At 71.7% G+C, this 16,273-nt stretch carries 16 protein-coding genes; 7 read left to right on the top strand and 9 right to left on the bottom strand.

Going from position 1 to position 16,273, the window contains the following annotated elements; translation table 11 throughout:
• Window positions 1-147: 147 nt before the first annotated feature.
• Window positions 148-1,680, bottom strand: coding sequence for a leucyl aminopeptidase (locus AB0M70_RS24970; RefSeq protein ID WP_365822881.1), 1,533 nt, complete (start codon window positions 1,678-1,680; stop codon window positions 148-150).
• A 168-nt stretch (window positions 1,681-1,848) separates the two neighbouring features.
• Window positions 1,849-2,631: an adenosylcobinamide-GDP ribazoletransferase gene (locus tag AB0M70_RS24965; protein WP_365822879.1), complete on the bottom strand. Its 783-nt coding sequence runs from the start codon at window positions 2,629-2,631 to the stop codon at window positions 1,849-1,851.
• A gap of 589 nt (window positions 2,632-3,220) precedes the next feature.
• On the opposite strand from AB0M70_RS24965, the gene AB0M70_RS24960 reads away from it, so the two are divergent.
• Window positions 3,221-3,982, top strand: a complete 762-nt coding sequence (locus AB0M70_RS24960) for a hypothetical protein (RefSeq protein WP_365822877.1) — start codon at window positions 3,221-3,223, stop codon at window positions 3,980-3,982.
• On the opposite strand, the gene AB0M70_RS24955 is transcribed toward AB0M70_RS24960, so the two are convergent.
• From AB0M70_RS24955 to cobT, 3 genes are all read right to left on the bottom strand, one after another.
• Window positions 3,925-4,644 carry a hypothetical protein gene (locus AB0M70_RS24955; RefSeq protein ID WP_365822875.1) on the bottom strand — a complete coding sequence of 240 codons (720 nt, stop codon included), beginning with the start codon at window positions 4,642-4,644 and terminating at the stop codon, window positions 3,925-3,927. The genes AB0M70_RS24960 and AB0M70_RS24955 overlap by 58 nt on opposite strands.
• The gene (locus AB0M70_RS24950) at window positions 4,641-6,428 is read right to left on the bottom strand and encodes a phosphatidylglycerol lysyltransferase domain-containing protein (RefSeq protein WP_365822873.1); all 1,788 of its coding nucleotides are present in this window, start codon (window positions 6,426-6,428) and stop codon (window positions 4,641-4,643) included. The genes AB0M70_RS24955 and AB0M70_RS24950 overlap by 4 nt, the downstream gene beginning before the upstream one ends.
• A 98-nt stretch (window positions 6,429-6,526) precedes the next feature.
• A complete protein-coding gene (gene cobT, locus AB0M70_RS24945) occupies window positions 6,527-7,672 on the bottom strand; it encodes a nicotinate-nucleotide--dimethylbenzimidazole phosphoribosyltransferase (RefSeq protein ID WP_365822871.1) in 1,146 nt (381 codons plus the stop codon).
• A gap of 197 nt (window positions 7,673-7,869) precedes the next feature.
• Here cobT and AB0M70_RS24940 point away from each other — a divergent pair, with 197 nt between their 5' ends.
• A complete protein-coding gene (locus AB0M70_RS24940; protein WP_365822869.1) occupies window positions 7,870-8,607 on the top strand; it encodes a class I SAM-dependent methyltransferase in 738 nt (245 codons plus the stop codon).
• A 9-nt stretch (window positions 8,608-8,616) separates the two neighbouring features.
• Here the strand turns inward: AB0M70_RS24940 and AB0M70_RS24935 are convergent, their stop codons facing one another.
• Window positions 8,617-9,816, bottom strand: coding sequence for a bifunctional adenosylcobinamide kinase/adenosylcobinamide-phosphate guanylyltransferase (locus AB0M70_RS24935; RefSeq protein ID WP_365822867.1), 1,200 nt, complete (start codon window positions 9,814-9,816; stop codon window positions 8,617-8,619).
• Window positions 9,817-9,906: 90 nt separating this feature from the next.
• On the opposite strand from AB0M70_RS24935, the gene AB0M70_RS24930 reads away from it, so the two are divergent.
• Window positions 9,907-10,128, top strand: coding sequence for a hypothetical protein (locus AB0M70_RS24930; protein WP_363208308.1), 222 nt, complete (start codon window positions 9,907-9,909; stop codon window positions 10,126-10,128).
• 87 nt (window positions 10,129-10,215) lie between these two features.
• On the opposite strand, the gene AB0M70_RS24925 is transcribed toward AB0M70_RS24930, so the two are convergent.
• The 3 genes from AB0M70_RS24925 to AB0M70_RS24915 all read right to left on the bottom strand — a co-directional run bounded on the left by AB0M70_RS24925 (window position 10,216) and on the right by AB0M70_RS24915 (window position 12,833).
• Window positions 10,216-11,268 (bottom strand): trypsin-like peptidase domain-containing protein, encoded by a 1,053-nt coding sequence (locus AB0M70_RS24925; RefSeq protein WP_365822865.1) that lies wholly within the window; start codon window positions 11,266-11,268, stop codon window positions 10,216-10,218.
• 105 nt (window positions 11,269-11,373) lie between these two features.
• Window positions 11,374-12,084, bottom strand: a complete 711-nt coding sequence (locus AB0M70_RS24920; RefSeq protein ID WP_365822863.1) for a methyltransferase domain-containing protein — start codon at window positions 12,082-12,084, stop codon at window positions 11,374-11,376.
• A 74-nt stretch (window positions 12,085-12,158) separates the two neighbouring features.
• On the bottom strand, window positions 12,159-12,833 hold the full coding sequence (locus tag AB0M70_RS24915; protein ID WP_365823187.1) for a DUF3043 domain-containing protein: 675 nt from the start codon (window positions 12,831-12,833) through the stop codon (window positions 12,159-12,161).
• Between the two features lie 219 nt (window positions 12,834-13,052).
• On the opposite strand from AB0M70_RS24915, the gene AB0M70_RS24910 reads away from it, so the two are divergent.
• The 4 genes from AB0M70_RS24910 (at window position 13,053) to AB0M70_RS24895 (ending at window position 16,195) form a co-directional block, all read left to right on the top strand.
• Complete coding sequence (locus AB0M70_RS24910; protein ID WP_365822861.1) at window positions 13,053-13,844, top strand: PspA/IM30 family protein; 792 nt, start codon at window positions 13,053-13,055, stop codon at window positions 13,842-13,844.
• Between the two features lie 45 nt (window positions 13,845-13,889).
• Complete coding sequence (locus AB0M70_RS24905) at window positions 13,890-14,168, top strand: hypothetical protein (protein ID WP_365822859.1); 279 nt, start codon at window positions 13,890-13,892, stop codon at window positions 14,166-14,168.
• A 111-nt stretch (window positions 14,169-14,279) separates the two neighbouring features.
• Complete coding sequence (locus tag AB0M70_RS24900) at window positions 14,280-15,518, top strand: sensor histidine kinase (protein ID WP_365822857.1); 1,239 nt, start codon at window positions 14,280-14,282, stop codon at window positions 15,516-15,518.
• On the top strand, window positions 15,515-16,195 hold the full coding sequence (locus AB0M70_RS24895) for a response regulator transcription factor (RefSeq protein ID WP_365822855.1): 681 nt from the start codon (window positions 15,515-15,517) through the stop codon (window positions 16,193-16,195). The genes AB0M70_RS24900 and AB0M70_RS24895 overlap by 4 nt, the downstream gene beginning before the upstream one ends.
• Window positions 16,196-16,273 lie beyond the last annotated feature (78 nt).

Here is a 16,273-nt window from a genome sequence, read left to right as displayed (position 1 = left end):
CGGCGGGCCGGGCTGTGAGACGTCTGATTCGCCACGTCGGGGCGTTACCCAGGCGTATGAACGTACGGATTTCGTCGAGGGCGAAATCGGGCAGGGCCCGGACATCCAGATGTCCGGGCCCTGCCGCGCGTACGACAGATCAGCTGGTCAGCCCAGGTCGCCCGCGGCCGTGCGCTCCGCGAGACGGACCAGGGTGCGGACCGCGGTGCCGGTGCCGCCCTTGGGCGTGTAGCCGAACGGGCCGCCCTCGTTGAAGGCCGGGCCCGCGATGTCCAGGTGCGCCCAGGTGATGCCCTCGCCGATGAACTCCTGCAGGAAGAGACCGGCCACCAGACCGCCGCCCATGCGCTCGCCCATGTTGGCGATGTCGGCGGTGGGGGAGTCCATGCCCTTGCGCAGGTGGTCGGGGAGCGGCATCGGCCAGGAGGGCTCGCCCGCCTCCTCGGAGGCGTCGTGGATCGCGGCGCGGAACGCGTCGTCGTTGGCCATGATGCCGAAGGTGCGGCTGCCGAGCGCCATCATCATCGCGCCGGTCAGCGTGGCCACGTCGACGATCGCGTCGGGCTTGTCCTCGGAGGCCTTGGCGAGCGCGTCGGCCAGGACCAGACGGCCCTCGGCGTCGGTGTTCAGGACCTCGACGGTCTTGCCGCTGTACATCCGCAGGACGTCGCCGGGGCGGGTCGCGGAGCCGGACGGCATGTTCTCGGCGAGCGCCAGCCAGCCGGTGACGTTCACCTCGAGGCCCAGGCGCGCGGCGGTGACGACGGCGGCGAAGACGGCGGCGGCACCGGCCATGTCGCACTTCATGGTCTCGTTGTGACCGGCGGGCTTCAGCGAGATGCCGCCCGAGTCGTACGTGATGCCCTTGCCGACGAAGGCGAGGTGCTTCTTCGCCTTGGACGACGTGTACGAGAGCTTCACCAGACGCGGCGGGGCGTCCGAGCCGACTCCGACGCCGAGGATGCCGCCGAAGCCGCCCTTGGTGAGCGCCTTCTCGTCCAGGACCTGGATCTTGATGCCGTGCTCCTTGGCGGCCGCGGTGGCGACCGCGGCGAAGGCCTCGGGGTTCAGGTCGTTCGGCGGGGTGTTCACGAGGTCGCGGGCGCGGTTGAGCTCCTCGGCCAGGGCCGTGGCGCGCTCGACGGCGGCCTTGTAGGCCTTGTCGCGGGGCTTGCCGCCCAGCAGGGCGATCTCGGCGAGCGGACCCTTTACGTCCTTGCCGTTCTTGCCCTTTGCGGAACCGTTTTCCTTGTACGCGTCGAAGGCGTACGCGCCGAGCAGCGCGCCCTCGGCGATCGCGCCGGTGTCCTCGGCGTCCTCGGAGGGCAGCGCGAACGCGGCCTTCTTCGAGCCGGACAGGGCACGCGCTGCGGTACCGGCGGCGCGGCGCAGGGCATCGGTGCCGTACGTCTCGTCCTTCTCCGGCACCGTGCCGAGGCCGACCGCGACGACGACCGGGGCCTTGAAGCCGGACGGCGCGGGCAGCTTGGTCACCTCGCCCTCGGCGCCCGAGGCGCCGAGGGTCTCCAGGACGGAGGCGAGCTTGCCGTCGTACGCCTTGTCCACGGCCTCGGCGCCCGGTGCGACGACCGGACCCTTGGCGCCCTTCGCGACGCCGACGACGATCGCGTCGGCACGCTGGCCGGACGCGGCGGCAGTGCTGAGAGTCAGAGCAGTCACGGTGGTGAATTCTCGCTTCCGTTGAGTTCCTTGGCCGATGGGGTGGGTCGACCCGCCCGGCGCCAGCCTAGAACGGGCCGGAAAGGCGCCGGACATGAGCCTACGCGCGTCGCGCCCATTCGATCGTGTCGGCGCAGATTCATCCGTTCGTGTCGGCGCTTTTATGTTTCAGCCGAGGGCGAGGACGACCAGGGCCGTCGTGGCCGCGGTCTCGGCGAGAGCGCCGAAGACGTCGCCGGTGATGCCACCGAAGCGGCGGACGCAGTGGCGCAGGAGGAGTTCGGCGGCGCAGACGGCGAGGAGGACGGCCGCGGCGTACTGCACCGCCTCCTGTGCCCCGAAGGGCACGGCGGCGATGGCGGCGAGGGTGGTGACGAGTGCCGCCGTGAGCAGGGCCGCGCCTTGCGGAACCGTTCCCGCCACTGCTGCCCCGAGCCCTTCCGGGCGGGCCGGCGGGACGCCCTTGCGGGCGGCCAGGGTGAGGGCGAGGCGGGCCGCGGTGGCCGAGACGATCGCGGCGAGTGCGCCCCGGGTCCAGGAGGCCTCGTAGAGCTGGGAGAGGACGGCCACTTGGGCGAGCAGGACGAAGAGCAGCGTGATGACGCCGAAGGGGCCGACGTCGGACTGCTTCATGATCCGGAGCGCGTCATCGGCGGGCTTGGCGCTGCCGAGTCCGTCGGCGGTGTCGGCGAGGCCGTCCAGGTGGAGGCCGCGGGTGAGGGTCGCCGGTACGGCGGCGGTGGCTACGGCTGCCGGCAGCGGCCCCGCCCCGAGGGCCATGAGCGCGGCGCCGAGCGCGGCCGCGCAGCCTCCGACGACGAGCCCGGTCAGCGGGGCGCAGAGCATGCCGCCGCGGGCGGCGTCGCGATCCCACCGGGTGACGTGGACCGGAAGCGCGGTGAGGGTGCCGAAGGCGAAGCGGAGGCTGTCGGCGGGGGTGGTTCGGGGCATCGCGGAAGAGTACCGGGGGCTGTGGCCTGCCTTGACCTGGCTCCCCGCGACCGCCTCTGGCCGAACGGCCTCTCCCGCCCACCCGCCCGTTGCCCCGCATCCGCCTCTGGCCACACGGCCTCTCCCGCCCACCCGCCCGTTGCCCCGCATCCGCCTCTGGCCGAACGGCCTCTCCCGCCCACCCGCCCGTTGCCCCGCATCCGCTCCTGGCCGAACGGGCTTTCCCGCCCACCCGCCCGTTGCCCCGCATCCGCCTCTGGCCGCACGGCCTTTCCCGCCCACCCGCCCGTTGCCCCGCATCCGCCTCTGGGTGAACCGGCTCTCCCGCCCCTCCGCCTGTCGCCCCGGGGCAATCGGGTGGGTGGGCGGGAAAGATTCGCCGCGAAGCGGCGACGCAGGAAAGCAGCTACGCACGCGCAGCGGTGCAGAGAAGCGGCGACGCAGGGGACCAGCGATGCTCAGCGGCGCGGGTAAGCGGCGGCGCAAGGGGAGTACCGATGCTCAGCGGCGCGGGGAAGCGCCGGGATGGGGGAGCCCCGCGCGCCCGCAGCGAAATGCGGGGAACAGGCCCCCGGCCGAGGATGGGCCCATGGCGGATTGGTGGGCGAGGAACATCACGGAGCCCGGGAAGCTGCCGTTGCTTCTGGCGTTGCTTTCCTTTGTGGGCTGTTTCCTCGTCACGCGAACCATCACGCGCCTCATCCGCGCCGGCAAGGGCCCCTTCCGGAACATCAGCTCGGGAGACGTCCACATCCATCACGTCGTACCGGGCATCTTCCTCATGCTCGTCGGCGGTTTCTGGGCGGTCGCCGCGGGCCGGCACAGCCTCGCCTCGATGTTCGCGGCGGTCATCTTCGGCATCGGCGCCGGCCTCGTACTCGACGAGTTCGCCCTGATCCTCTACCTGGACGACGTCTACTGGAGCGAACAGGGCCGCAAGAGCGTCGAGGTCGTGATGCTCACCGCGGCCCTGGTGGTCCTCATCCTCACCGGCTTCACGCCGTTCGGCGTGAACGACCTGACACCCGAGGAACGCGGCAACCGCGCGGGCTTCGCCCTGAACATCGCCGTCAACTGCTGCTTCGCCCTGATCGCCCTGGCCAAGGGCAAGCTGCGGACCGCCCTCATCGGCATGGTGATCCCGCTGGTCGCCCTGGTGGGCGCGATCCGCCTCGCCCGCCCGGGATCCGCGTGGGCCAGGCGCTTCTACCGCAACCGGCCCCGCGCCCGCGCCCGGTCGGGCCTGCGCGCCTTCCACCACGACCGCCGCTGGGCAGGACCGCGCCGCAGGATTCAGGACGTGATCGGCGGCAGGCCCGACCCGGAACTGCCCCGCCCGCCGCGCCGCTGACGCACCTCCGAGCAGCCGCACAGCACCAGCACGGCCGCGATCGCCGCCAGATGCTCCCGGCCCGCGAGGTTGTTCTTGACGATCACCTCCACGACCATCGCCGCGATGACGAGCCCGGCCGTGCACCAGGCCCGGTAGCGCCAGCACACGTACACCGCGAGGCCGACCACGGCGGCGGACGGCCCGGTGTCGACGACCTGTGCGTCGGACGCGGGGAGCCCCAGCGGGTGGTCCGGCCCCAGAGCGATGCCCACGCGCGCGTAGAGCGTGCCCGCGAGGGTGGCCGCGTAGCCGACGACGAGCGTGCGCCACCAGCCGACGCAGATCTCCGCGATGCCGAACACCAGCAGGATCTGCGCGAGCGCACCCCAGACGGGCAGGTCGAGCGCGGGCACGAAGAGCGAGAGCGGCGTACGAAGGAGGGCGAGCCAGAGCGGGTCGTCGGCCCGTACGGAGCCGATGTTCTGTACGAACTGGTAGCCCCAGGACTGGTTCTGCGTGAACTGGAGCAGGGCGGTGAGGCAGACCGCGGCAAGCGTCATGGGCGCCGCCCGCCACCCCCGCTCGGCGATGCCGTCGCGCACGGCGGCGTACAGCGGACCCCATTCGGTGCGCGCAGGACGGGTCGGGCGGGTCGGACGTCCGGCGGCCGGGGAACTCATCGTCGTGACTCCAAATGCTTGCGGTGCAACCGCCCCCAAGTTCTCGGCTTCGCTCGAACAGAGGGGACCCCCATCGGCAGGCCCGGCGCCTCCAGGAAGCCCTCCGCGCGGGCCGACGCGAGGCCGATGCGCGGCAGGTCTCCGCTCTTCTCGAAGAGAAGGAAGCGGGGCTCCCAGATCGGGCGGTACTTCGCGTTGGCGCGGTACAGCGACTCGATTTGCCACCACCGCGAGAAGAAGGTGAGCAGGGAGCGCCACAGCCGCAGGACCGGGCCCGCGCCGAGCCGCGAGCCACGTTCGAAGACCGACCTGAACATCGCGAAGTTGAGGGAGACCTGAGTGATCTTGATCTCGGCGGCGCGTTGGAGCAGCTCGATGACCATGAACTCCATCAGGCCGTTCTCGGAGTCGCGGTCACGCCGCATCAGGTCGAGCGAGAGCCCGTTCGGCCCCCACGGCACGAAGGAGAGGACGGCCCGCAACGCGCCGTCGCCATCGGTGCATTCGAGCATCACGCACCGCCCGTCCGCGGGGTCACCGAGCCGTCCGAGCGCCATCGAGAAGCCCCGCTCGGTGGCCCCGTCGCGCCAGTCGTCGGCCCGCTTGACCAGGTACGTCATCTCGTCGGCCGGGATGTCCTCGTGGCGCCGGATCCGCACCTCGTAACCAGCCCTCTTGACCCGGTTGTAGGCCTGGCGGACCGTCCGCATGGCCCGCCCCTGGAGGGTGAACTCGGCAGTCTCGACGATGGCTTCGTCGCCCAGTTCGAGCGCGTCCAGACCGTGCCGGGCGTAGATCGTGCCGGCCTCCTCGCTCGCGCCCATCACAGCCGGGATCCAGCCGTGTTCGCGGGCGTCGGCGAGCCAGGGTTCGATGGCGCCCGGCCAGGCCTCCGGGTCCCCGATGGGGTCACCGGAGGCCAGGGACACACCGCCGACGACCCGGTAGGCGACCGCGGCCTTGCCGCTCGGCGACCACACGACGCTCTTCTCGCGGCGCAGCGCGAAGTAGCCGAGCGAGTCGCGTTCGCCGTACTTGTCGAGCAGTTCGTGCAGCCCCCGCTCGTCGTCCGCGGTGAGCGGGTCGACCGCCTTGCGCGAGCGGAACGCGGCGTACAGGACGGCCAGGAGGAGAAGCGTGCTGAGCACGTTGATGGTGACGTTGACCCAGCCGGGCGTGGCGATGCCCTCGAACCGGCGGTCGTCGGCGGCCAGCGAGACCAGGCGCATCGTGCCGTAGCGCCAGCGGTCGAGGAAGGTCGAACGGCCTTCGTCGTGCGCGTGGTTGGTGACGGTGACCAGGAGCGCGGCGATCAGCGAGGTCACGAGCAGTCCGCCGACGGCGACGGCCGCGGCGAGCTTCGGGTTGGAGCGGTCGCCCTTGGCGTAGAACGCGCGCCGCCCGACGATCAGCGAGGCGACGAAAGCGGCGGTCAGGACGAGGGAGATCCAGTTCTGCGCGTGCCGGCGGATCTCCGGGAAGACCATCGCGAACGCGAAGAGGAGCAGAAAGAGCCCGCTGAGAACGAGGTTGAGAATCCAGGCAGCACGTTTGCGGCGGCGCATCGTGATCGCCAGGAACATCGTGAACGCACCGGAGGCGAAGCCCGCGGTGAGCAGATAGGGCGTGAAGTAGTTCTCGGTGTTGTGCCGCCGCAGATCCTGCCCGAGGGAGACCCAGACCGCGCTCAGGAAGTTGATGAAGGTGACGGCGCGGAGGTACCAGACGCTGAAGGCCGCGGCGAGGCGCTGACGGCGCCCGGCAGCAGATTGCTCATCTCCCATGAAAAGGGATCATATGGGTCATGCCGGGCCGTCATCGGCTGCGCGCGGACGCGCCGCTCACTCCGCTCACTCCGCTCATCCGGCTTCGGACGCGCCGCCTACTCCGCTGCGGGGTCCCCGGCCCTGGGCGGCACCTGGGAGGCGGCACCGGTGCGAGGCTCGGGGGCATCCTCGGGCTCGGCCTCCGGCTCCGGCTCGGGCTTGTGCTCGGGCAGCTCGGCGGAGAGTGCCGCAGCGGCCCGTACAAGCGGCAGTGCGAGCAGCGCGCCCACACCCTCGCCGACCTGTACGCCCTGCTCGAGGACGGGGTCGAGCGCCATCCGGTCCAGGGCCTTGGCCTGCGCGGGCTCCCCGCTGTTGTGCCCCGCGAGCCACCAGTCGGGCGCCCGGAAGGCGACCCGCTGGGCCACGAGCGCCGCGGCCGACGCGACCACCCCGTCCAGGACGACCGGCGTGCGCCGTACCGCGCACTGCAGCAGGAACCCGGTCATCGCGGCGATGTCCGCACCGCCCACCGTCGCGAGCAGCTCGAGCTGATCCCCGAGCACGGGCCGCGCCCGCCGCAGGGAGTCCCGTACCGCCGCGCACTTGCGCATCCACGCGAGGTCGTCGATCGGCGAGCCGCCCCGCCCGGTGACCACGGAGGCGTCGGTTCCGCACAGCGCGGCGACCAGCGTGGCCGCGGGTGTCGTGCCGCCGACGCTCACGTCGCCGAGCACGACCAGGTCCGTCCCGGAGTCCGCCTCCTCGTCGGCGACGGCCATCCCGGCCCGCACCGCGGCCTCGGCCTCCTCCGTCGTCAGCGCGTCCTCGATGTCGACGCGGCCCGAGCCGCGCCGTACCCGGTGTCCCGCGACCTCCGCCGGAAGCTCGGCCGGGTCGCAGTCCAGGGCCATGTCGACGACCCGGACGGGCACATCGAGACGGCGCGCGAGGATGGAGACGGGGCTGGCGCCGGAGAGCACGGCGCGCACGAGTTCGGCCGCGCTGCCCGCGGGCCTCGCGGACACGTCGAGGCCCGCGACCCCGTGGTCACCGGCGAAGAGGATCACGCGCGGTCGCTCGATCGGCTTGACCGGCACCGACGACTGGGCCGCGGAGAGCCACTCGGCCAGCTCGTCCAGGCGGCCGAGCGCTCCGGGCGGCACGCTCTGCCGTTCCCTGCGCTCCTCGGCGTCGCGGCGGATCCCGCCGTCGGGCCGCTCGATCAGGTCGGTGAAGTCGTCGAGATTCAGCGAGCTCATTCGCCGAACAGTACCGGCAGGCCCCGGGCCCGGCTCGAACGGCCCGGCAGCAGGCGTCCCCCCGCGCGCGAGGCCGACGGGACGGACCGCCTCCACGGTGTCGTTGCACCGGCGCCAATGATCCTTTACGTACCGTTTGGGGCAGGTTGTCGCATGGAAAGCACGCGCACCGCCCGACAGAGGAGCCCGCCACGACCATGGACGCCGCCCAGGCCGCCGCCGCTCAGGCCGAGAAGATCTTCGCCGTCCCGAGTTCCGTCCGTCGCCACCGGGCACGGGCGCGCGCGATGGGCCGGTTCATCGAGCCAGAGAGCTGGCTGGACGTCGAGACCGGGCTCGGGCACTTCCCCGCCGTCGCTCAAGAAGTGCATCCGTACACCTCCTTCGACGGCCTCGACCTCACCGCGCGCGTGGAGGAGGGCCGCAGGGCGGGCCGTGTGGAGGAGGCCCACCGCGGGCTGCTCGCCGACCTGGCGCCCAAGCTCGCGGGGCGCTACGACGCGCTGAGCATGTTCCACTACCTGGAACGAAGCGCCGACCCGCGCATCGAACTCATCGCCGCCCGCACGGTGTTGCGGCCCGGCGGCCATCTGATGATCGAGGTCCCGGTGCCGCGCAGCCGGTACGCCAGGATTCTCGACACGGGATGGATCAGGCCCCAGCCCTACCACCGCATCCCGCCCGCGGCCCTGCACGCCGAGCTGGAGAGCCTCGGCTACACCGTGGTGGCCACCGACCGGCGCGAGCCGCACATCCCCTTCGACCTGACCGCACGGCTCGCCGTCACCCTCGGCCGCATCCGTGCCGCGGCCCGCATCGCGGTGCCGCTCCTGGCCGCTGCGGCCCTGGCCGACCGCATCCTCGCCCCCGTGGTGAGCCGCACCCGCTTCTCCAACGCCTACCGGATCATCGCCCGCCGCAACCCCACCACGTGAGCGGCCCGTTCAGCCGCGCAGGGTGAGCGCCTGACCCGCCACGACCATCAGCACGTGCTCGCACTCCGAGGCGAACGCCGCGTTCAGCCGGCCCAGTTCATCGCGGTAGCGGCGGCCCGACGCGGTCGCGGGGACGATGCCGGAGCCGACCTCGTTCGACACGGCGACGACCGTGCGCCGGGTCGCCCGCACCGCGTCCGTGAGCTCGGCGACCCGCTTGCGCAGCGCCCGCTCGCCGCCGCCCGCCCACTCGTCGTCGTCCCACGCGTTCACCTCGTCCATGGCGTACGTCAGCCACAGCGACAGGCAGTCGATGAGCAGGGGAGGGCCGCTCTTCGCGAGCAGCGGCACGAGGTCGCAGGTCTCGGCCGTGCTCCACGACCCGGGCCGCCGTTCCCGGTGGGCGCTCACCCGGTCCGCCCACTCGGAGTCGCCGTTCCTGGTGCCGCCCGTGGCCACGTACAGCACCTCGGGGAAGGCCTCCAGGCGGCGCTCGGCCTCCACCGACTTCCCCGACCGGGCGCCGCCGAGCACGAGGGTGCGGCGCGGCACGTCCGGTACGTCCTCATAGGCGCCGACCACCAGCGTCGCCCCGTCCGGCACCGCCCGCGCACCGGCGGCGGCCAGCCTGCGTGGTAGTTCCGCGCCCGGCGGCACCTCGTGGCCCAGGTGGACGGCGACGACGTCCGTGGTCGGCCCGATCGCCCCGGTGGCCCGCAGCCGCGCGAGCGCGTCGGGGCGCCCGACCACATCGGCGAGGACCATCTCGTACGCGGGCTGCTCCTCCGGCAGCCCGGCAGGCGCACCGCCCGGCGGTAGATACAGCAGCCGCTCCCCGTCGGGACCCACGACCTCGTACCCCGTGCCCGGGTGGTCCATCGCCACGGCGCGCACCCGGTGCCCGGTGAGCAGCGCGAGCTCCCGCCCGTCCGGCACCCGGCCCGGCTGCGGCAGGCCCGCGGGCACTTCCACCGAGGGCCCGTCGTGCGGATGGGAGAGCAGAACCTGGCGTACGCCGCCGAGCGAGTGCCCGGAGCGGGCGGCCGCGAAGGCGGCGCCAGGAGTGAGGTCGAGCAGCAGGACGCCGTCCACCAGAAGCGCGGTGGCGGCGCGCGCCGCGCTGCCGAGCGCGGTCGCGCAGGCCGCGCAGGGGCAGCCGGGGCGGGGCAGGCCTTCGGGGGCGCCGGTGCCGAGCAGAGTCAGTTCCACAGGAAGATCCTCCCGCGTCACCGCGAGCGGCGCTCGCCCGGCTAGGCTGCGAAGGGCTTCACACAGCTGTCGGACCATCGGGAGGCTGGCATGGCGGCATGGACGTGGCGGTTCGAGAAGGCGGACGGGACGGAGGTCCAGCCCGCTCTGACACCCGAGGAGTTCACGACTCAGGGGGACGCGGAGTCGTGGCTCGGCGAGTTCTGGAAGGAGCTCGCGGAAGGCGGCGCCGACCAGGTGTCGCTCTTCGAGGACGCGAACAAGATCTATGGGCCGATGAGCCTGCACGCGGAGGATGCGGCGCAGGGATGAGTGACGCCTGACCAGGAAGGGGCGCCCGCTTCGAGCGGGCGCCCCTTCCTGCGTACTGCGTCTTCCCGCGTTCTGCGTCGCGCGCCCCTACATCTCGCCCAGCGTGACGTCGGCCGTCTTCTCGGACCCGTCCCGTACGTACGTCACCTGCGCCTTGTCACCCGGCTTCTCCCCGGCGAGTGCCTCGGAGAGCGAGGTGATCGTGGTGATCTCGGAGCCGCCGAGCTTGGTGATGATGTCGCCGCCCTGCAGACCGGCCTTGGCCGCGCCACCGTCCTTCTGCGCGTCGACGACCGCGACGCCCGCGGGCTTGTAGTCGTCGCCGAGGACCGTGCGCCCGGTGATGCCGAGCGCCGCCCGGCCCGAATCGGTGACCTTGCCGTCCTTGATGATCTGGTCGGCGATGGTCTTCACCATCGAGGACGGGATCGCGAACCCGATCCCCGGCGCGGCGCTGTCGCCCATCTGCGGGTCGGTCGCGGCGAGCGTCGGGATGCCGATGACCTCGCTGTCGAGGGTGACCAGGGCGCCGCCGCTGTTGCCCGGGTTGATCGCGGCGGACGTCTGCACCATGTTCGCGATGGTGGCCCCGGCCGCGCCCTCCGTACGGGGCTCGCTGACGGTCCGTCCGGTGGCGGAGATGATGCCCTGCGTGACGCTGGACGACAGGCCCAGCGGCGAGCCCATGGCGAGCACGATCTGCCCGACCTTCGCCTTCGTCGAGTCCGCGAACTTCGCGGGCTCCAGCTTGCTCGGCGGGTTGTCGAGCTTGATGACGGCGAGATCCTGCTCGGGATAGGCGGCGACGAGCTTCGCGGTGAGGGCCTGCTCACCGGTGGCCGTCGTGACCTTGAAGGTCTCCTCCTTGCCCACGACATGGGCGTTGGTCACGACGTGGCCCTTGTCGTCGTAGACGACGCCGGAGCCGAGGCTGTCGGAGGCGTCGATCTGGACGACCGACGGCAGGACGTCCCCGATCACCTGCTGGTAGGCATCCTGCAGATCGCTCTCCGCCATGGGCGCGGCCTGAGTGGTGGACTCACCGGAGTCTCCGGAACCGGTTCCGGAGCAGCCGCTCACGAGAAGCCCGGAGGCGACGGCAACGGCGGCGGTGACGGTACGGATACGCGAGACAGTCATGCCCCGAGTGTCCCGTTCGTACCCGTATGTCGCCCTGGCTGCGGGGCAATCGGGTGGGTGGGCGGGAAACATCCGCCGCGAAGCGGCGGCTCAGTCAGCCCCGCATCAGTCCCGCACGCCGCAGACGTGCAGCAAGGCGGCCACCCGCCGATAGGGATCCGTACGCCCGGCCCGCTCCTCGGCAGCAAGCAACGCCGCCAACTCCGCATCCTCCGAAGGCGGAACCACATCATCCGCCGCGCCATCGGTGAAGACCCGCACCCCGTACCAGGCATGCAGCGGCGCCGCGATCCCCGCGAGCGAGGCCGAGACGGCGTCGAGCCGGTCGGCCCGCGCCTCGATGCCGAGCCGATTGCGGTACACGGTGGAGTCGAAGGCCGCCGTCGCCCCCGCCCAGTCCCCGGCGAGCCCCGGCCGCATGGCCAGCGCGTCCGCGTTCCGTACGAGAAGGGAGAGCAGGCCGCCGTGCGCCAGCATCCGGGCCAGGCCCGCCAGCAGCGCGTCCGGCTCCTCGACGTACATCAGGACGCCGTGGCACAGCACGACGTCGAAGCTGCCCGGCAGGAAATGCACCCCGGTCTCGCGCCCGTCGCCCTCGACGATGCGCACCCGGCCCTGGATTCCCTCGGGCTCGGCGGCGAGCGCCGCGCGCGCGGCGGCCACCATGGCCGCGTCCTGCTCGACGCCGGTCACCTTGTGGCCCGCGCGGGCGAGCCGCAGGGCCTGCGTGCCCTGGCCCATGCCCACGTCGAGCACCCGCAGCCGCTGCCCCACGGGGAAGCGCCCGGCTATCTGCTCGTCGAGCTGCCGGGTCACCAGCTCCTGGCGTACGGCGTTACGAAGGCCGCCCAGCTTCTCCAGCCACGCGGCGGCCCCGCCGGCGAATCCGCTCAGGGCCGCTCTCCACGCTTGACCTGCGGCTTCGGCAGACGCAGACGGCGCATCTGGAGCGTACGCATCAAGGCGTAGGCGACCGCGCCCTTCTTGCTCTCGCTCGGGAAGCGCTCGTTCAGGCGCTTCTTCAGGCGCACCGCCGTCGTCACCGAGTCCACGATGATCAGGACGATCACGAAGAGCCAGAGAAGCAGCGCGATGTTCTGCAGCTGCGGGACGCGGACCATGCTCAGCACGAGGATGATCACCGCGAGCGGCAGGAAGAACTCCGCGATGCAGAAGCGCGAGTCGACGAAGTCGCGCGCGAACTTGCGCACGGGCCCCTTGTCGCGGGCGGGCAGATAGCGCTCGTCACCGCTGGCGAGCGCCTGACGCTGCTTGTCCATCTGGACGCGGCGTTCATTGCGCTGCCGCTTGGCCGCCTCCTTGCGCGTCACAGGCGTGTTGGCCACGCTGCGGCGCTGGGTCTGGGCCTCACTGCGCTTGGGCGTGGGGCGGCCCTTGGGGGCCTGCGGGTCACGGGGCTGCTGGGAGTCGGTCACCGGGGCCTTGGCTACCGGGGCCTTCTCGTCCTTGGATCGGCTACGGAACACAAAACCCAAGGGTACGGGGTGCGGACGTGTGGACCCCAGCCCCACGGGGAACGATCCGGCAACACCGGGCGTCTTGATTGTGTGGCTAAGGGGACGTTCCGTGTGGTTTACAAGCGGTTTTCGGGCGGTTCCCGGGGGTGCACCTACTCCCTACGCCTGAGCCCGGCCGGACACAGTCGTCCTTGGGGATGAGCGCATCCGCACGCGAACAGTGCGGTAATGGATGCAGGGCCCGTACTGTGGGTTCTGAGCAGTACCTGGAGCTGGAAGTCCGTCAGAAGGGGGCGCGCGAAGCCCATGAGCGGTGTCATGAAGCGTATGGGGATGATCTTCCGCGCGAAGGCGAACAAGGCCCTTGACCGGGCCGAGGACCCGCGCGAAACCCTCGATTACTCGTATCAGAAGCAGCTCGAGCTGCTGCAGAAGGTGCGCCGTGGTGTCGCCGACGTGGCGACCTCGCGCAAGCGCCTGGAGCTGCAGCTCAGCCAGCTCCAGAAGCAGTCCTCCACTCTTGAGGACCAGGGCCGCAAGGCCCTCGCCCTCGGCCGTGAGGACCTGGCCCGCGAGGCGCTCTCGCGCCGCGCGGCCCTGCAGCAGCAGGTGACCGACCTGGAGACGCAGCACCAGACGCTCCAGGGCGAGGAGGAGAAGCTCACCCTCGCGGCCCAGCGCCTGCAGGCCAAGGTCGACGCCTTCCGTACGAAGAAGGAGACGATCAAGGCCACGTACACCGCCGCCCAGGCGCAGACCCGGATCGGCGAGGCCTTCTCCGGCATCTCCGAGGAGATGGGCGACGTCGGCATGGCCATCCAGCGCGCCGAGGACAAGACCGCGCAGCTCCAGGCGCGGGCGGGCGCGATCGACGAGCTCCTGGCCTCCGGTGCTCTCGACGACTCCTCCGGGCTCGCCAAGGACGACATCCAGTCCGAGCTGGATCGCCTCTCCGGTGGTACTGATGTAGAGCTGGAACTGCAGCGGATGAAGGCCGAACTGGCCGGAGGCTCGACGTCGAAGCAGGCCATCGAGCCGGGCCAGGGCCAGACCCAGGCCCAGCAGCCGCAGGACACCCCGCGCTTCGACAAGCAGTAGTTCCACCGCTCACGAGTTTCACCGCTCACGTCCGAGGAGGGCGACATGATCGTACGGATCATGGGGGAGGGGCAGGTGAAGCTGGCCGACGGCCACTTCACCGAACTGAACAAGCTGGACGACGAGTTGCTCGAGGAGATCGAGAGCGGCGACGAGTCCGGCTTCCGCCGGACGCTGGGCGCGTTGCTGGACAAGGTCCGGGAGCTGGGCGACCCCCTCCCGGACGACGCTCTCGAGCCCTCGGAACTGATCCTCCCCGGCCCGGACGCAACCCTGGACGAGGTCCGGGACATGCTGAGCGACGACGGCTTGATCCCTGGTTAGACACTGGATGCGGGGCAATCGGGTGGGTGGGCGGGAAAGATCCGGCGCCAAGCGGCGGGCCAGGACGCCCAGAGAGTCGGAGCCCAGCCATGACAAAGGGCAAGGCAAGGCGTGACCACTCTCGTGCGAGGCCGCTGCTGGGCCAAGGCGCACCCCCTGGCCGTGGACGGAACCCTCGCGGCAGCCGTCCTCGTATGCATGGTCATCGGCTCCTTCGTCGAGCCGTACGGCCATGACGGCGGCCCCTCCTGGGGCACCCGCACCCCGGGCACCCTCAGCCTCGTCCTGATGCTGCTCGGCGCCTCCGCGCTGATCTTCCGCCGCCGGGCCCCCTGGATCGTGCTCGCGGCGACCTGCACGTTCACCGTCGTCGACCTGATCACCGGCGAATTCCGCGGAAGCGTCGTCATGAGCGCGGTCATCGCCCTGTTCACTGTCGCGGCCCGCACCAACCGCCCCACCACCTGGCGCATCGGCCTGGTCACCATGACCGGGCTCACCGCGGTCGCGATGCTCGCGGGCCCCCTGCCCTGGTACGCGCAGGAGAACCTCGGCATCTTCGCCTGGACCGGCATGGCCGCGGCCGCCGGTGACGCCGTCCGCAGCCGCCGCGCCTTCGTGGACGCCATACGCGAACGCGCCGAACGCGCCGAACGCACCCGCGAGGAGGAGGCCCGGCGCCGCGTCGCCGAGGAACGGCTGCGCATCGCCCGCGACCTGCACGACGTGGTCGCCCACCACATCGCCCTCGTCAACGTCCAGGCGGGAGTCGCCGCCCACGTCATGGACAAGCGGCCCGACCAGGCCAAGGAAGCCCTCTCGCACGTACGCGACGCCAGCCGCTCCGCGCTCAACGAACTGCGCGCCACCGTCGGTCTGTTGCGGCAGACCGGCGACCCGGAGGCCCCCACCGAGCCGGCCCCGGGCCTGGCCCGCCTCGACGACCTCGTCGAGACCTTCCGTCACGCCGGCCTCCCCGTCGAGGTGACCTGCGACGACACCGTGGCGGACCTGCCCGCCGGAGTCGACCTGGCCGCCTATCGCATCATCCAGGAAGCCCTCACGAACGTGCAGAAGCACGCGGGAGCGGGCGCCAAGGCCGAGGTCAGCGTCATCCGCGTGGGGCCGAACGCCGAGGTCACGATCCTGGACGACGGCGGGGGCGAGAAGAAGGAACCGGCCGGCGAGAGCGACGGCGGCGGGCACGGCCTCCTCGGCATGCGCGAGCGCGTCAGCGCCCTGAACGGCCGCTGCACCGCCGGGCCCCGCTACGGCGGCGGCTTCCGCGTCCATGCGATCCTGCCGGTCACGGCAACGCCGGTCACCCCGGCAGAGGGAGGGACCGCGTGACGATCCGGGTGCTGCTCGCCGACGACCAGGCCTTGCTGCGCAGCGCGTTCAAGGTGCTTGTCGACTCCGAGCCCGACATGGAGGTCGTCGCCGAGGCGTCGGACGGCGCGGAGGCCGTGGAGCTCGCCAGGTCCGCGGCCGCGGACGTCGTCCTGATGGACATCCGCATGCCCGGCACGGACGGCCTCGCCGCCACCCGGCTGATCAGCGCGGATCCCGATCTCGCCCACGTACGCGTGGTCATGCTGACGACCTTCGAGGTCGACGAGTACGTGGTGCAGTCGCTGCGCGCCGGTGCCTCCGGTTTCCTCGGGAAGGGCGCGGAGCCGGACGAGCTGCTCGGCGCCATCCGGATCGCGGCCGCCGGTGACGCCCTGCTCTCCCCGGTGGCGACGAAGGGCCTGATCGCCAAGTTCCTCGCGCAGGGCGACAGTTCGGACGAGGACGGCGGGGTGCGCGGCGAGCGGCTCGACGCGCTGACCGGGCGTGAGCGTGAGGTGCTCGTCCAGGTCGCGGGCGGCCATTCGAACGACGAGATCGCCGAGCGTCTTGAGGTCAGCCCGCTCACCGTGAAGACGCACGTGAACCGTGCGATGGCGAAGCTGGGTGCACGCGACCGGGCACAACTCGTCGTGATCGCCTACGAATCGGGCCTGGTACGTCCAAGGGTGGAGTGATTGCGGGCGCGATGTACTGCACTCGCAGTATGCGCCGCGTCAGAACGGGTCCTCGGAGTGACGATTCCTGCTCTGGAC

This window comes from Streptomyces sp. NPDC051214 (genome assembly GCF_040682375.1).
GTDB lineage: Bacteria > Actinomycetota > Actinomycetes > Streptomycetales > Streptomycetaceae > Streptomyces.
This window is presented reverse-complemented; position numbering and strand designations above follow the sequence as displayed.